We start from the raw sequence: 13,960 nt of genomic DNA, 5'->3' as shown, positions 1-13,960 counted from the left end.
AGCCAGTCGTTTCACAAGGCATGACCCAGGTTCATTCGACAGCACTCGTCGACCCCAAGGCACAACTCGACGCCTCGGTGTCGGTCGGGCCCTATACCGTGATCGGCCCGCACGTGCGGGTGGGCGCGGGTACCACCATCGGTGCGCACTGCGTGATCGAAGGGCGCACGACCATCGGGCGCGACAACCGGATCTTCCAATTCTCGTCTCTCGGCGCCATACCGCAGGACAAGAAGTACGCCGGCGAGCCAACGGAGCTCGTCATCGGCGACCGCAACGTGATCCGCGAGTTCTGCACCTTCAACCTCGGCGTGCCGGGCGCGGGGGGCGTGACGCGCGTGGGCAGCGACAACTGGATCATGGCGTACACGCACATCGCGCACGACTGCCGTGTCGACAACCACACCACGCTGTCCAACAACACCACGCTGGCGGGGCATGTGCACCTGGCCGACTGGGTCACGGTCGGCGGGCTCACGGGCATTCACCAGTTCGTTTCGATCGGTGCCCACGCCATGCTTGGCTTTGCCAGCGCTGTCACGCAAGACGTGCCGCCCTTCATGCTGGTCGACGGTAATCCGCTGGCTGTGCGCGGCTTCAATGTCGTCGGCCTGCGTCGGCGCGACTTTTCCGCCGAGAGGCTCGCGGCGGTGAAGCAGATGCACCGCCTGCTGTATCGCCAGGGCAAGACGCTCGAAGAGGCGCGCGCCGGCATCGCCGCGCTCGCGACGGAAATGCCGGAAGCGGCAGGCGACGTCGCGCTGATGGAAGCCTTCCTCGCCAACTCGACGCGCGGCATCGCGCGCTGACGTGACGGCGATGCAGAAGGACGAACAGCGACGTTTCGCGCTGGTCGCAGGTGAAGCCTCCGGCGACCTGCTAGCGGGTCTGCTGCTCGACGGCCTCCAGGCCCGTTGGCCCGATCTCCAGACCGCCGGCATCGGCGGCCCCCGCATGCTGGCCCACGGCTTCCAGAGCTGGTGGCCCCAGGAAAAGCTCGCGGTGCGCGGCTACATCGAGGTGCTGCGGCATTACGCCGAGATCGCCGGCATTCGCCGCAAGCTCAAGGCCCGACTGCTGCAGGAGCGCCCCGAACTCTTCATCGGCGTCGACGCGCCCGATTTCAACCTCGACCTCGAGGCCGGCCTGCGCAGCCACGGCATGAAGACGGTGCACTTCGTCTGCCCGTCGATCTGGGCCTGGCGGCCGGAGCGCGTCGAGAAGATCCGGGCGGCCGCCGATCACGTCCTGTGCATCTTCCCGTTCGAGCCTGCATTGCTGGCGGAGCACGGCGTGGCCGCGAGCTATGTCGGCCATCCCATCGCCAACGTGATCCCGATGACGCCCGACCGTGCCGCCGCACGCGCCGCACTGGGCCTGGTGCCTGATGCGCAGGTCGTCGCCTTGCTGCCGGGCAGCCGCCGCTCGGAAATTCGCTACCTGGCCGCCCGTTTCTTCGCTGCAGCCGCACTGATGCAGAAGGTGCGCCCGGACCTCCAGTTCGTGGCCCCCATCCTGCCGGGCCTGCGCGCCGAGGTTGAGGCCCTGCTGCAGGCCAGCGGCATGGCCGGGCGCGTGAAGTTGCTCGATGGCCAGTCGCACGCCGCGCTGGCCGCCTGCGACGCCACGTTGATCGCCAGCGGCACCGCCACGCTCGAGGCTGCACTGTTCAAGCGGCCGATGGTCATCGCCTACAACATGAATGCGCTGTCGTGGCGTTTCATGCAACGCAAGCAGTTGCAGCCCTGGGTCGGCTTGCCCAACATCCTGTGTCGCGAGTTCGTGGTGCCGGAGTTGCTGCAGGAAGCCGCCACGCCCGAGGCACTGGCCCAGGCCACGCTGGCCTGGCTCGACGCGCCCGGGAAAACGCAAGCCTTGCAACAAAGATTTTCAGAGCTGCATGTGCAATTGCAGCGCGATACGCCGACACTTTGCGCCGATGCGATCCAGAAAGTTCTTGAAGGCTGAACAGGCCCCGCTGGTGTGGGACGCACCGGGGCTGATGGCGGGCGTCGACGAGGCGGGGCGTGGCCCCCTGGCCGGTCCGGTGGTGGCTGCTGCCGTGATCCTCGACGACCTGCGGCCGATTCGCGGCCTGGCCGATTCCAAGACTCTCACGGCCCTGCAGCGCGAACGCTTGCATGACCAGATCCTGGCGAAGGCGCTGTGCTGTTCCATCGCGCAGGCCACCGTCGAAGAGATCGACACCCACAATATCCTGCAGGCCACCATGCTCGCGATGCGTCGCGCGGTCGAGGGGCTGCGGCTGAAGCCCGTCAAGGTGCTGGTCGACGGCAATCGCCTGCCCACGCTCGACGTGCTGGCCGAAGCCATCGTCAAGGGCGATTCGCGGGTGAAGGCCATTTCCGCTGCGTCGATCCTGGCGAAAGTGCACCGCGACCGGCTGTGCGAGCAGTTGCATGCCGAATTTCCGCACTACGGCTTTGCCGGCCACAAGGGCTATGGCACACCCGAACACCTGGAAGCGCTGCAGCGCCATGGCGCGTGTGTGCACCACCGCAGGTCGTTCAGCCCGGTGGCCGCGGCGCTCGCCCGCACGGGCGGCGTCTTGAATGTGGTGCTGCCGGCCGAATCTGAGCAGCCGGCGATGATGATCGGCGCCGTCGAGGCCGTGCGCCTCGATGATCTCCGCGCTGCCCCCTGAACCTTCAATGACCTCCGACACCGGCGCCAGCCACATCAGCTCGCGCGACAACCCGCTGCTCAAGGATTTGCGCAAGCTCGCGCAGGACCCGGGTGCTTACCGCAAGCTCGGCCGCCTCTGGCTCGAAGGCGATCATCTGTGTCGGGCGGCGCTGGCGCGGGGCGTCAAGCCCGCGATCGCCGTGTTTTCGGAGTCTTTCTGGCCCCAAGCACCTGCTGAATGGGCGAGTAGCGCTATCAAAACCGTAGTGGTCACCGACGACCTGCTGCGTGGCGTCAGCGGGTTGGAATCGCCGGCGCCCATGGGCTTCGTGCTCGACCTGCCGTCCCGCCCGGAACTGATTCCCGACGCCCCCAGCGTCGTGCTCGACCGTCTGCAGGACGCCGGCAATGCGGGTTCCATCCTGCGCAGCGCCGCCGCCTTCGGCTTTACCCAGGTGATCGCGCTCAAGGGCACGGCCGCGCTGTGGGCCCCGAAGGTGCTGCGCGCCGGCATGGGTGCCCATTTCGGCCTGCGGCTGATCGAAGGCGTGGACGCCGACGTGCTCGACGGCCTGAAAGTGCCGCTGGTGGCGACCAGTTCGCACCACGGCGAGTGGCTCCACAAGGCCGAACTGCCGCATCCCTGCGCCTGGCTCATGGGCCACGAGGGGCAGGGCGTGTCGCCCGCGCTGGAAGCCCGGGCGACGCACCACATCCGCATTGCGCAGCCGGGCGGCGAGGAGTCGCTCAACGTGGCCGCTGCCGCCGCAATCTGCCTGCATGCGAGCGGAGCAGCCCTGCAGGCCAGATAACACACTCAGTCCGGGCTACAATCGGGGGCTTACTCGCAAATCAGCGTCGCCCGGCCGCCTTTAACGCCAAAATCCCCTTAAGCAGCAGCTCGCAGGCAACGCGCCTGGGGCTCCGGGCGACCGTAACCATCCGGAGAACCCAGTGCTTTTGTCTCTCAAGGGAAGTTTCCCGCCCGCCATCCTGGCGCTCGCAGACGGCACGGTCTTTCAAGGCAATTCGATCGGAGCCGCCGGCTCCACGACCGGTGAAGTGGTGTTCAACACCGCCATGACCGGTTACCAGGAAATCCTCACCGACCCGAGCTACTGCCAGCAGATCGTGACGCTCACGTATCCGCACATCGGCAACTACGGCGTCAACGGGGAAGACATCGAAGCCGACAAGATCCATGCCGCGGGCCTGATCATCAAGGACCTGCCCCTCGTCGCCTCCAACTTCCGCAAGACCGCCACGCTGACCGAATACCTCGTGTCCGGCAAGACGGTGGCCATCGCGAACATCGATACCCGCAAGCTCACGCGCCACCTGCGCACCCACGGCGCGCAGAACGGCTGCATCCTGGGCCTGGCCGAAGGCGAAGCCGTCACCCAGGCGCTGATCGACAAGGCCATCGCCGCCGCCAAGGCCGCGCCGAGCATGTCGGGCCTCGACCTCGCCAAGGTGGTGTCGGTCAAGCAGACCTACGAATGGACCGAAACCGAGTGGAAGCTGGGTGCGGGCTACGGCGTGCAGATCACGCCGAAGTTCCACGTCGTCGCCTTCGACTACGGCGTCAAGAAGAACATCCTGCGCATGATCGCCCAGCGCGGCGCGCGCATCACCGTGGTGCCGGCGCAGACGCCCGCGGCCGACGTGCTCAAGCTCAAGCCAGACGGCATCTTCCTGGCCAACGGCCCCGGCGACCCGGAGCCCTGCGACTACGCCATCAGCGCCGTCAAGGAACTGATCGAGACCGGCATTCCCACCTTCGGCATTTGCCTGGGCCACCAGATCATGGCGCTGGCCTCCGGCGCGAAGACCTTCAAGATGAAGTTCGGCCACCACGGCGCGAACCATCCGGTGAAGGACCTCGACAACGGCCGCGTGAGCATCACCAGCCAGAACCACGGCTTCGCGGTCGACGAGAAGTCGCTGCCGGCCAACCTGCGTCCCACGCACATCAGCCTGTTCGACAACACGCTGCAGGGCCTGGCGCGCACCGACAAGCCCGCGTTCTGCTTCCAGGGTCACCCTGAAGCCTCGCCGGGTCCGCACGACATCGGCTACCTGTTCGATCGCTTCACGGCACTCATGGAAAAGAACAAGACGGAAAAGACGGAGAAAGAGAATGCCTAAGCGCACAGACCTCAAATCGATCCTCATCATCGGCGCCGGCCCGATCATCATCGGCCAGGCCTGCGAGTTCGACTACTCCGGCGTGCAAGCCTGCAAGGCGCTGCGCGAAGAGGGCTACAAGGTCATCCTGATCAACAGCAACCCCGCGACGATCATGACCGACCCGGCCACGGCCGACGTCACCTACATCGAGCCCATCACCTGGCAGACGGTCGAGAAAATCATCGCCAAGGAGCGCCCCGACGCGATCCTGCCGACCATGGGCGGTCAGACCGCGCTGAACTGCGCGCTCGACCTCTGGCGCAACGGCGTGCTCGACAAGTACACCGGCGCGGCCACCAACAAGCCGGTCGAGCTGATCGGCGCCACGCCTGAAGCCATCGACAAGGCCGAAGACCGCCTGAAGTTCAAGGACGCGATGACCAAGATCGGACTGGGCTCGGCCCGCTCCGGCATCGCGCACTCGATGGACGAAGCCTGGGCCGTGCAGAAGTCGGTCGGCTTCCCGACCGTGATCCGCCCCAGCTTCACGCTCGGCGGCACCGGCGGCGGCATCGCCTACAACCCGGAAGAATTCGAGACCATCTGCAAGCGCGGCATCGAAGCCTCGCCGACCAACGAGCTGCTGATCGAAGAATCGCTGCTCGGCTGGAAAGAGTACGAGATGGAAGTCGTGCGCGACAAGGCCGACAACTGCATCATCGTCTGCTCGATCGAAAACCTCGACCCGATGGGCGTGCACACCGGCGACTCGATCACCGTGGCTCCCGCGCAGACGCTGAGCGACAAGGAATACCAGATCCTGCGCAACGCCTCGCTGGCTGTGCTGCGCGAGATCGGCGTCGATACCGGCGGCTCGAACGTGCAGTTCTCCATCAACCCGAAGGACGGCCGCATGGTCGTCATCGAGATGAACCCGCGCGTGTCGCGTTCGTCGGCGCTGGCCTCCAAGGCCACGGGCTTCCCGATCGCCAAGGTCGCGGCCAAGCTGGCCGTGGGCTACACGCTCGACGAGCTGCGCAACGAAATCACCGGCGGTGCCACGCCCGCGTCGTTCGAGCCGTCGATCGACTACGTGGTCACCAAGATCCCGCGTTTCGCGTTCGAGAAGTTCCCGCAGGCCGACTCGCGTCTCACGACGCAGATGAAGTCGGTGGGCGAGGTGATGGCCATGGGCCGCACCTTCCAGGAGTCGTTCCAGAAGGCCCTGCGCGGCCTCGAAGTCGGCGTGGACGGTCTCAACGAGAAGACGCAAGACCGCGAAGTGCTCGAGAAGGAACTGGGCGAGCCCGGCCCCGAGCGCATCTGGTACGTGGGCGATGCCTTTGCCATGGGCCTGAGCGTGGACGAAGTGTTCGCGCTGACCAAGATCGACCCCTGGTTCCTGGTGCAGATCGAAGAGATCGTGAAGATCGAACTCGAGCTCGAAACCAAGTCGCTCGACGACATCGACCGCGACACGCTGCTGGCGCTGAAGAAAAAGGGCTTCTCCGACCGCCGCCTCGCCAAACAGCTCAAGACCACCGACACGGCCATTCGCGAGAAGCGCCGCGCCCTGGGCGTGCGCCCCGTCTACAAGCGCGTGGACACCTGCGCGGCCGAGTTCGCGACCAACACGGCCTACATGTACTCGACCTACGAGGACGAGTGCGAAGCCGACCCGACGGACAAGAAGAAGATCATGGTGCTCGGCGGCGGTCCCAACCGCATCGGCCAGGGCATCGAGTTCGACTACTGCTGCGTGCACGCCGCGCTCGCCATGCGCGAGGACGGCTACGAGACCATCATGGTCAACTGCAATCCCGAGACCGTGTCGACCGACTACGACACCTCGGACCGTCTGTATTTCGAGCCGCTCACGCTCGAAGACGTGCTCGAGATCGTCGACAAGGAAAAGCCGCTCGGCGTGATCGTGCAGTACGGCGGCCAGACGCCTTTGAAGCTCGCGCTCGACCTCGAAGCGAATGGCGTGCCGATCATCGGCACCTCGCCCGACATGATCGACGCGGCCGAAGACCGCGAGCGCTTCCAGAAGCTGCTGCACGAGCTGGGCCTGCGCCAGCCGCCGAACGCCACCGCGCGCACCGAACCCGAAGCGCTCGAAAAGGCCGCGGCCCTGGGCTACCCGCTGGTGGTGCGCCCGAGCTACGTGCTCGGCGGCCGCGCGATGGAAATCGTGCACGAGCAGCGCGACCTCGAGCGCTACATGCGCGAAGCCGTCAAGGTCAGCAACGATTCGCCGGTGCTGCTCGACCGCTTCCTGAACGACGCCGTCGAGTGTGACGTCGACTGCATCCGCGACGCCGAAGGCGGCACGCTGATCGGCGGCGTGATGGAGCACATCGAACAAGCCGGCGTGCATTCGGGCGACTCCGCCTGTTCGCTGCCACCCTACAGCCTGAACGCCGACACGGTGGCCGAGCTGAAGCGCCAGAGCGCCGCGATGGCGGCCGCGCTCAACGTGGTCGGCCTGATGAACGTGCAGTTCGCGATCCAGCAGAAGGACGGCAAGGACGTCATCTACGTGCTCGAAGTGAACCCGCGTGCTTCGCGTACCGTGCCCTACGTGAGCAAGGCCACCGGCATCCAGCTCGCCAAGGTGGCGGCACGCTGCATGGCGGGCCAGTCGCTGAAGTCGCAAGGCATCACGAAGGAAGTGACGCCGCCGTACTTCAGCGTGAAGGAAGCCGTGTTCCCGTTCGTCAAGTTCCCGGGCGTGGACACCATCCTTGGCCCCGAGATGAAGTCGACCGGCGAAGTGATGGGCGTGGGCAAGACCTTTGGCGAAGCCTTTGTGAAGTCGCAACTGGGCGCCGGCACGCACCTGCCGAAGTCGGGCAAGGTCTTCATCTCGGTGAAGAACAATGACAAGGCGCGCGCGGTCGAAGTGGCGCGCGGCCTGGCGAAGCTGGGCTTCGAGCTGATTGCCACCAAGGGCACGGCCGCCGCCATCAGCGCCGCCGGCATCGAGTGCGCAACGGTGAACAAGGTGACCGAAGGCCGTCCGCACATTGTGGACATGATCAAGAACAACGAGATTGCGCTGGTCATCAACACGGTGGAAGAGCGCCGCAACGCCATCACCGACTCGCGGCAGATCCGCACCTCGGCACTGCTGGCGCGTGTGACTACCTTCACCACGATCTTCGGTGCCGAAGCCGCGGTCGAGGGCATGGGCTTCATGGACGAACTCGGCGTGATCTCGGTGCAGGAGATGCACGCGCAACTGGCCTCGGCCTGAGCGTCATCATGGAAACGCAGCTCGTCGAACTGGACCTGACGGACTGGAATGCAGCCACGCCCAACGAGGCGTGGATCGCGGAACTGGAAGCGGGCAAGGTGCTGTACTTTCCGCGCCTGGGCTTCGAGCTGCTGCCCGAGGAGCGCAGCCTGCTCACGCCCAGCCTGCTGTCGCCCGACGTGCGCAACATCAGCCTCGACGCCAACGGCAAGCTCAAGGGCGCGGTTGGCGACGAGGCGGTGCAGCGCATGGCGGCTGCAATGGTGGGGCGCTTTCGGGCGCAGGCCACGCAGCTGATTCACGGGCTGCTGCCGCACTACACGCCCGCCTTGCGGCTCGCACCTACCAGCTACCGGCCGGCGAAGGTCGAGACGCGGGTGCAGTCGTGGCGCGCCGACGACCGGCGTTTGCACGTCGATTCGTTCCCGTCGCGGCCGAACTACGGCGAGCGCATCCTGCGCGTCTTCACCAATGTCAACCCTGAAGGCGCGCCGCGCGTCTGGCGAGTGGGGGAGCCTTTCGAGGACATCGCCAAACGCTTCCTGCCGCGCGCCAAGCCCTACGCACGCTGGCAGGCCAAGCTGCTGCAGGCGCTGCACGTGACCAAGTCGTTCCGCAGCGAATACGACCACCTGATGCTGCAGCTGCACGACGGCATGAAGTCGGACATGGCGTACCAGGAAAACTCGCCGCAGGAAACCGCCAAGTTCCCGCCGGGTTCGGTGTGGGTGTGCTTCTCGGACCAGACCTCGCACGCCGTGATGGCGGGCCAATACATGCTCGAGCAGACCCTTCATCTGGCCGCTTCGAAGCAATACAATCCCGAATCGAGCCCGCTCGCCATCCTGAGCCGGCTGACCGGACGCACACTCGTCTGATCAATTCCCTCAATCGACCGCCGAACGGCAGCGTTCGGCGGTTTCGCTTTATGGAGAACCAACAACATGGCAACCATCCCCATCACCAAGCGCGGCGCTGAAAAACTGCGCGCCGAACTGCATCAGCTCAAGACGGTAGACCGTCCCTGGGTCATCAATGCAATTTCCGAAGCACGCGCCCAGGGCGACCTGAGCGAAAACGCCGAATATGAAGTCGCCAAGGACCGCCAGGGCTTCATCGAAGGCCGCATCCAGGAAGTCGAAGGCAAGCTGTCGGCCGCGCAGATCATCGACCCGAGCGAGCTCGATGCCGGCGGCAAGGTGGTGTTCGGCTCGACCGTCGAACTCGAGGAAGAGGAAAGCGGCGAAGCCGTGAAGTACCAGATCGTCGGCGAAGACGAAGCAGACCTGAAGCTCGGCCTCATCAACATTTCCAGCCCGATCGCGCGCGCGCTCATCGGCAAGGAAGAGGGCGACACCGCCGAAGTGCAGGCTCCTGGCGGCCTCAAGCGCTACGAGATCGTGGCCGTTCGCTACCTCTGATTCTTCGACCCATGAAAGACCGCGTTGCGCTGATGCTGGCCGCCTTCTGGTGGGGCAGCCTCACCACGATCGGTTTCCTGGTGGTGCCGCTGCTGTTCGCAAGGCTTGGCAACCCATCGGTGGCGGGCAACTTTGCCGGCCAACTGTTCGAGGCGCAGAGCTGGATCGCGATCGGCTGTGGGCTGATCCTGCTGATCCACTTCAGGGCCAAGGCCGACGATCGCATGAGCGGGCCAGCGATGACCGCCATCTTTTTCATCCTGGGAGCACTGCTGCTGGCGCTGCTTCAGCAGTACGCCGTGGCGCCTCGCATCCTGGCGCGCGAGAACCTCAAGCTGTGGCACGCCGTGGGCAGCGGCATGTACCTCGTGCAGTGGGTGTGCGTCGGCGTGCTGCTCTGGCGCATGGGCGAGCGCAAGCCGGGCTGATTCGAGGCGCGGAGGCGGCACGCGCCGCCTCTGCCATCACTCATTCTTTCCAGTACTTCGCAACCCAGCTTGCCGGCCGGATGAACCGGAAGGCGCGGTTGCGGCGGCCTGCCAGTGCGTCCGGCGGGTTGCATTCGCCATGGAACACCATGATGCGCGCTCCCTCGGGCACGAAGGGCTCTTCCCAGTAGTTGGTCGGCCAGGTCGGAATGCCGTGGTACTTGAAGCTCGGGCACCAGGCTGCGGGCCAGTAAGCCAGCTTGCCCTGCTTGTGGAGCATGTCCGACAGGTAGGCCTGCTCGTTGCGATATTGCGCCTGTACCTTGTCCAAGTTGGCGCGCAGGTAGGCCAGGATGTCGGCATGGGCGCCGATCTCGAAGCGGTAGACCGAAGAGTTGCCGGTGATGCGTTCGCGCCGCCAGGGGCGGGGATAGTCGTGAATGATCAGGAACTCTCCGGGCTGTTCGAAGAAGGCGTCGAGGCTGCCCACGACCACTACGTCGAGGTCGAGAAAGAGGGCGGTGCCTTGCAGACCGTACAGGTCTTTCTCGAAGGTCGTTAGCTTCTTCCAGCCGCCGTCGCGCTGGCCGGGAGCCAGGTTCAGGTTGAGCTGCGGAATCGGCAGGCAGGTCACTTCGGGGTGGATGCCGTTGCCGTCGTCCGTCAGGCACACGAACTTGAAGTCGCCGCTGAGGTTGCGGCGCACCATCGCGTAGAGCCTGTTGACGTACTCAGGGCCGTATTTCGTGCCCCACTTCATGCAGAGGATGTGGCGCTGTCCGCCTTGCGCTGCCACCGGCCTCAGTCCGACTGGTTGCGCTTCTTGGCCGACAGCGGCCGCTTGGCCTTGGCGCGCTTGATGGTGCCGCCGGGCGTGAGGCGCTGGTTGCCGAGCACGCGCAGCGTCTTGATTTCAGGACGTTGGCCGCCGCGCTTGCTGTACTTGACGATCTTCACGTCGCGCGGGCCGGGCATGCGGTCTTCATCGACCACGCGCTCCTTTTCGGGCTTCGGGCGCCACAGCACCAGCAGCTTGCCGATATGTTGAATGGGGGCGGCATCGAGCTCGTCGGACAGTTCGCGCAGCATGGCGTCGCGGGCGAGGCGGTCGTCGGAGAAGACGCGGATCTTGATCAGGCCATGGGCCTTGAGCGCCGCGTCGGCTTCTTTTTTCACGGCAGGGGTAAGCCCGTCTCCACCGACCATGACGATCGGATCCAGGTGGTGAGCTTCGGCGCGGTGCACCTTGCGCTCGGCAGGGGTAAGTTGAATGGCGGGCATCCCCGTATTATCGACGCGTACACGAAGACCCTCATGAGCACCAAAGCCAAAAGCAAAAAAGTCAATAAAGCGTGGCTTCACGACCATATCAACGACCCCTACGTGAAGCTCGCCACCAAGGAGGGTTATCGCGCACGCGCCGCCTACAAGCTCAAGGAAATCGACGAGTCGCTCGGTCTCGTCAAGCCGGGCCAGCTGGTGGTGGATCTCGGCTCCACTCCCGGCGCCTGGAGCCAGTACCTGCGCCGGCGCATGTCGCCCGGCGGCGCTGCGGCCGGCGAGTTGAATGGCACCATCGTTTCGCTCGACATCCTGCCGATGGAGCCCATCGAGGGCGTGACCTTCCTGCAGGGGGATTTCCGCGAAGATGCGCTGCTGCAACAGTTGCTGGGTGTTTTGGCAGGCCGCAAGGCCGACCTGGTGGTGTCGGACATGGCACCCAACCTGTCGGGCATCCATTCGGCCGACGCCGCCCGGGTGGCGCACCTGATCGAGCTTGCAATCGATTTTGCCCAGCACCACCTGAAGCCCGAGGGGGCGCTGGTGGCAAAGCTGTTCCACGGGAGCGGCTACGACGAGCTGGTGAAGCTCTTCAAGGCGAATTTCCGCATCGTGAAGCCCTTCAAGCCCAAGGCGTCGCGGGATAAATCAGCCGAGACTTTCCTGGTCGGCATGGGCCTGAAGGCCCCGGATACGCCTTGATACCTTGCCGCCGAGAGTGCGTTTGTGGCGCAAACCCTTGTCAGGCTATGGCTGCATTAGGGAAATGCCCGCTTTTCGTAGCTTGAAAAGCCTAAAATGGGGCGCAATTGCGTACCCACAGCGCGTTTTTTCATTTAACTGTCACGCGCTTTAGCCTGGAGCTTCGTTTGAACAATCAGTGGTTTTCCAAAGTTGCCGTATGGCTCGTCATTGCCATGGTGTTGTTCACTGTGTTCAAGCAGTTCGACACCCGCGGTGGCGTCGGCTCGGGGACAGTCAGCTACTCCGAGTTTCTGGACCAGGTCCGCAACAACCAGGTCAAGAGCGCCGTCATTCCTGAGGGCGCTGCCGGCGGCGAGATCGTCGCAGTCACCAATGACGATCGCAAGATCCGCACGACCGCCACGGTGCTCGACCGTGGCCTCGTGGGCGACCTGATCGACCACAACGTCAAGTTCGACGTCAAGCCGCGCGAAGAGAGCTCGCTGCTCATGACGCTGCTGGTCAGCTGGGGCCCGATGCTGCTGCTGATCGGCGTCTGGATCTACTTCATGCGGCAGATGCAGGGCGGCGGCAAGGGCGGGGCGTTCAGCTTCGGCAAGAGCAAGGCCCGCATGATGGATGAGAACAACAACACGGTCACTTTCGCCGATGTCGCGGGCTGTGACGAGGCCAAGGAAGAAGTCCGTGAAGTGGTCGACTTCCTGAAAGACCCGCAGCGCTTCCAGAAGCTCGGCGGCCGCATTCCCCGCGGTTTGCTGCTGGTTGGCCCTCCCGGCACCGGCAAGACGCTGCTGGCCAAGTCGATCGCCGGCGAAGCCAAGGTACCTTTCTTCTCGATTTCGGGTTCCGACTTCGTTGAAATGTTCGTCGGCGTGGGCGCGGCCCGTGTTCGCGACATGTTCGAGAACGCCAAGAAAAACGCGCCCTGCATCATCTTCATCGACGAAATCGATGCTGTGGGCCGTCAGCGCGGCGCCGGTCTCGGCGGCGGCAACGACGAACGCGAACAAACGCTCAACCAGATGCTGGTCGAGATGGATGGCTTCGAAACCAACCTCGGCGTGATCGTCGTGGCAGCCACCAACCGCCCCGACATCCTGGACGCCGCACTGCTGCGCCCCGGTCGCTTCGACCGTCAGGTGTACGTCACGCTGCCCGACATCCGCGGCCGCGAGCAGATTCTCGGCGTGCACATGCGCAAGGTTCCGCTGGGCCAGGACGTGAACCCGAGCGTGATCGCCCGTGGCACGCCCGGCATGTCCGGCGCCGATCTGGCCAATCTCTGCAACGAAGCCGCCCTGATGGCCGCCCGTCGCAATGCGCGCGTGGTCGAGATGCAGGACTTCGAGAAGGCCAAGGACAAGATCTTCATGGGCCCTGAGCGCAAGAGCATGGTCATGCCCGAGGAAGAGCGCCGCAACACGGCCTACCACGAGTCCGGCCACGCCCTCATCGGCAAGCTGCTGCCCAAGTGCGACCCGGTCCACAAGGTCACGATCATTCCGCGTGGCCGCGCCCTCGGCGTGACCATGAGCCTGCCTGCGCAAGACCGCTACAGCTACGACCGCGAATACATGCTGAACCAGATCAGCATGCTGTTCGGTGGCCGCATTGCCGAAGAAGTGTTCATGCACCAGATGACCACCGGCGCGAGCAACGACTTCGAGCGCGCGACCTCCATCGCCCGCGACATGGTCACGCGCTACGGCATGACCGACGCGCTGGGCCCGATGGTCTACGCCGAGAACGAAGGCGAAGTGTTCCTGGGCCGTTCGGTCACCAAGACCACGAACATGAGCGAGCAGACCATGGAAAAGGTCGACTCCGAAGTGCGCCGCATCATCGACGAGCAGTACGCCCTGGCGCGCCGCCTGATCGAGGAGAACAGCGACAAGATGCACGCCATGGCCAAGGCGCTGCTCGAATGGGAAACCATCGACAGCGAACAGCTCGACGACATCATGGCCGGCCGCGCACCGCGCCCGCCCAAGGACTGGACGCCGCGCATCCCGCCTTCGGGCAGTGGTGGCAGCGGCGGCACGCCGGCAGTCAACCCTGACCCGGCGCCCACTGCGGCCTGAGGTGGACTT

The 13,960-nt window shown here is 65.0% G+C and carries 13 protein-coding genes; 11 read left to right on the top strand and 2 right to left on the bottom strand.

Going from position 1 to position 13,960, the window contains the following annotated elements; genetic code table 11:
* Positions 1 to 20 precede the first annotated feature (20 nt).
* The 9 genes from lpxA (at position 21) to ACTG4X_RS19420 (ending at position 9,884) form a co-directional block, all read left to right on the top strand.
* Positions 21 to 809 carry an acyl-ACP--UDP-N-acetylglucosamine O-acyltransferase gene (lpxA, locus tag ACTG4X_RS19460; protein ID WP_093073883.1) on the top strand — a complete coding sequence of 263 codons (789 nt, stop codon included), beginning with the start codon at positions 21 to 23 and terminating at the stop codon, positions 807 to 809.
* Between the two features lie 10 nt (positions 810 to 819).
* Positions 820 to 1,968: a lipid-A-disaccharide synthase gene (lpxB, locus tag ACTG4X_RS19455; protein ID WP_440531669.1), complete on the top strand. Its 1,149-nt coding sequence runs from the start codon at positions 820 to 822 to the stop codon at positions 1,966 to 1,968.
* Positions 1,940 to 2,665 (top strand): ribonuclease HII, encoded by a 726-nt coding sequence (gene rnhB, locus ACTG4X_RS19450; protein ID WP_093075158.1) that lies wholly within the window; start codon positions 1,940 to 1,942, stop codon positions 2,663 to 2,665. The genes lpxB and rnhB overlap by 29 nt, the downstream gene beginning before the upstream one ends.
* Before the next feature lie 7 nt (positions 2,666 to 2,672).
* Positions 2,673 to 3,458, top strand: coding sequence for a TrmH family RNA methyltransferase (locus ACTG4X_RS19445; RefSeq protein WP_440531668.1), 786 nt, complete (start codon positions 2,673 to 2,675; stop codon positions 3,456 to 3,458).
* A 142-nt stretch (positions 3,459 to 3,600) separates the two neighbouring features.
* Complete coding sequence (carA, locus tag ACTG4X_RS19440; RefSeq protein WP_093175725.1) at positions 3,601 to 4,794, top strand: glutamine-hydrolyzing carbamoyl-phosphate synthase small subunit; 1,194 nt, start codon at positions 3,601 to 3,603, stop codon at positions 4,792 to 4,794.
* A complete protein-coding gene (gene carB / locus ACTG4X_RS19435) occupies positions 4,787 to 8,035 on the top strand; it encodes a carbamoyl-phosphate synthase large subunit (RefSeq protein ID WP_093056555.1) in 3,249 nt (1,082 codons plus the stop codon). Before carA ends, carB begins: the two co-directional genes overlap by 8 nt.
* An 8-nt stretch (positions 8,036 to 8,043) precedes the next feature.
* Complete coding sequence (locus ACTG4X_RS19430) at positions 8,044 to 8,913, top strand: Kdo hydroxylase family protein (protein ID WP_440531667.1); 870 nt, start codon at positions 8,044 to 8,046, stop codon at positions 8,911 to 8,913.
* 66 nt (positions 8,914 to 8,979) lie between these two features.
* Positions 8,980 to 9,456, top strand: coding sequence for a transcription elongation factor GreA (gene greA, locus ACTG4X_RS19425; protein WP_056581276.1), 477 nt, complete (start codon positions 8,980 to 8,982; stop codon positions 9,454 to 9,456).
* 11 nt (positions 9,457 to 9,467) lie between these two features.
* The gene (locus tag ACTG4X_RS19420; protein WP_440531666.1) at positions 9,468 to 9,884 is read left to right on the top strand and encodes a DUF4149 domain-containing protein; all 417 of its coding nucleotides are present in this window, start codon (positions 9,468 to 9,470) and stop codon (positions 9,882 to 9,884) included.
* Positions 9,885 to 9,924: 40 nt separating this feature from the next.
* Here ACTG4X_RS19420 and ACTG4X_RS19415 read toward each other — a convergent pair whose 3' ends face one another.
* Together ACTG4X_RS19415 and ACTG4X_RS19410 are read right to left on the bottom strand one after the other, a co-directional pair.
* Positions 9,925 to 10,644: a glycosyltransferase gene (locus ACTG4X_RS19415; protein WP_097199137.1), complete on the bottom strand. Its 720-nt coding sequence runs from the start codon at positions 10,642 to 10,644 to the stop codon at positions 9,925 to 9,927.
* Between the two features lie 41 nt (positions 10,645 to 10,685).
* On the bottom strand, positions 10,686 to 11,165 hold the full coding sequence (locus ACTG4X_RS19410) for a YhbY family RNA-binding protein (protein ID WP_097199138.1): 480 nt from the start codon (positions 11,163 to 11,165) through the stop codon (positions 10,686 to 10,688).
* A gap of 33 nt (positions 11,166 to 11,198) precedes the next feature.
* Here ACTG4X_RS19410 and ACTG4X_RS19405 point away from each other — a divergent pair, with 33 nt between their 5' ends.
* Together ACTG4X_RS19405 and ftsH are read left to right on the top strand one after the other, a co-directional pair.
* Entirely contained in the window at positions 11,199 to 11,867 is a 669-nt protein-coding gene (locus ACTG4X_RS19405; RefSeq protein WP_093056560.1) for an RlmE family RNA methyltransferase, read from the top strand.
* A gap of 167 nt (positions 11,868 to 12,034) precedes the next feature.
* A complete protein-coding gene (gene ftsH, locus ACTG4X_RS19400) occupies positions 12,035 to 13,951 on the top strand; it encodes an ATP-dependent zinc metalloprotease FtsH (RefSeq protein ID WP_093056561.1) in 1,917 nt (638 codons plus the stop codon).
* Positions 13,952 to 13,960: the final 9 nt, after the last annotated feature.

It is taken from the genome of Variovorax sp. YR566, from assembly GCF_051992195.1.
GTDB lineage: Bacteria > Pseudomonadota > Gammaproteobacteria > Burkholderiales > Burkholderiaceae_C > Variovorax.
This window is presented reverse-complemented; position numbering and strand designations above follow the sequence as displayed.

Excerpts from the sequence above, each read along its gene's own strand:
- lpxA (WP_093073883.1), top strand. The coding sequence starts at position 21 with ATGACCCAGGTTCATTCGACAGCACTCGTCGACCCCAAGGCACAACTC.
- lpxB (WP_440531669.1), top strand. The coding sequence starts at position 820 with ATGCAGAAGGACGAACAGCGACGTTTCGCGCTGGTCGCAGGTGAAGCC.
- rnhB (WP_093075158.1), top strand. The coding sequence starts at position 1,940 with ATGCGATCCAGAAAGTTCTTGAAGGCTGAACAGGCCCCGCTGGTGTGG.
- ACTG4X_RS19445 (WP_440531668.1), top strand. The coding sequence starts at position 2,673 with ATGACCTCCGACACCGGCGCCAGCCACATCAGCTCGCGCGACAACCCG.
- carB (WP_093056555.1), top strand. The coding sequence starts at position 4,787 with ATGCCTAAGCGCACAGACCTCAAATCGATCCTCATCATCGGCGCCGGC.
- ACTG4X_RS19430 (WP_440531667.1), top strand. The coding sequence starts at position 8,044 with ATGGAAACGCAGCTCGTCGAACTGGACCTGACGGACTGGAATGCAGCC.
- greA (WP_056581276.1), top strand. The coding sequence starts at position 8,980 with ATGGCAACCATCCCCATCACCAAGCGCGGCGCTGAAAAACTGCGCGCC.
- ACTG4X_RS19420 (WP_440531666.1), top strand. The coding sequence starts at position 9,468 with ATGAAAGACCGCGTTGCGCTGATGCTGGCCGCCTTCTGGTGGGGCAGC.
- ACTG4X_RS19415 (WP_097199137.1), bottom strand. The coding sequence starts at position 10,644 with ATGAAGTGGGGCACGAAATACGGCCCTGAGTACGTCAACAGGCTCTAC.
- ACTG4X_RS19410 (WP_097199138.1), bottom strand. The coding sequence starts at position 11,165 with ATGCCCGCCATTCAACTTACCCCTGCCGAGCGCAAGGTGCACCGCGCC.
- ACTG4X_RS19405 (WP_093056560.1), top strand. The coding sequence starts at position 11,199 with ATGAGCACCAAAGCCAAAAGCAAAAAAGTCAATAAAGCGTGGCTTCAC.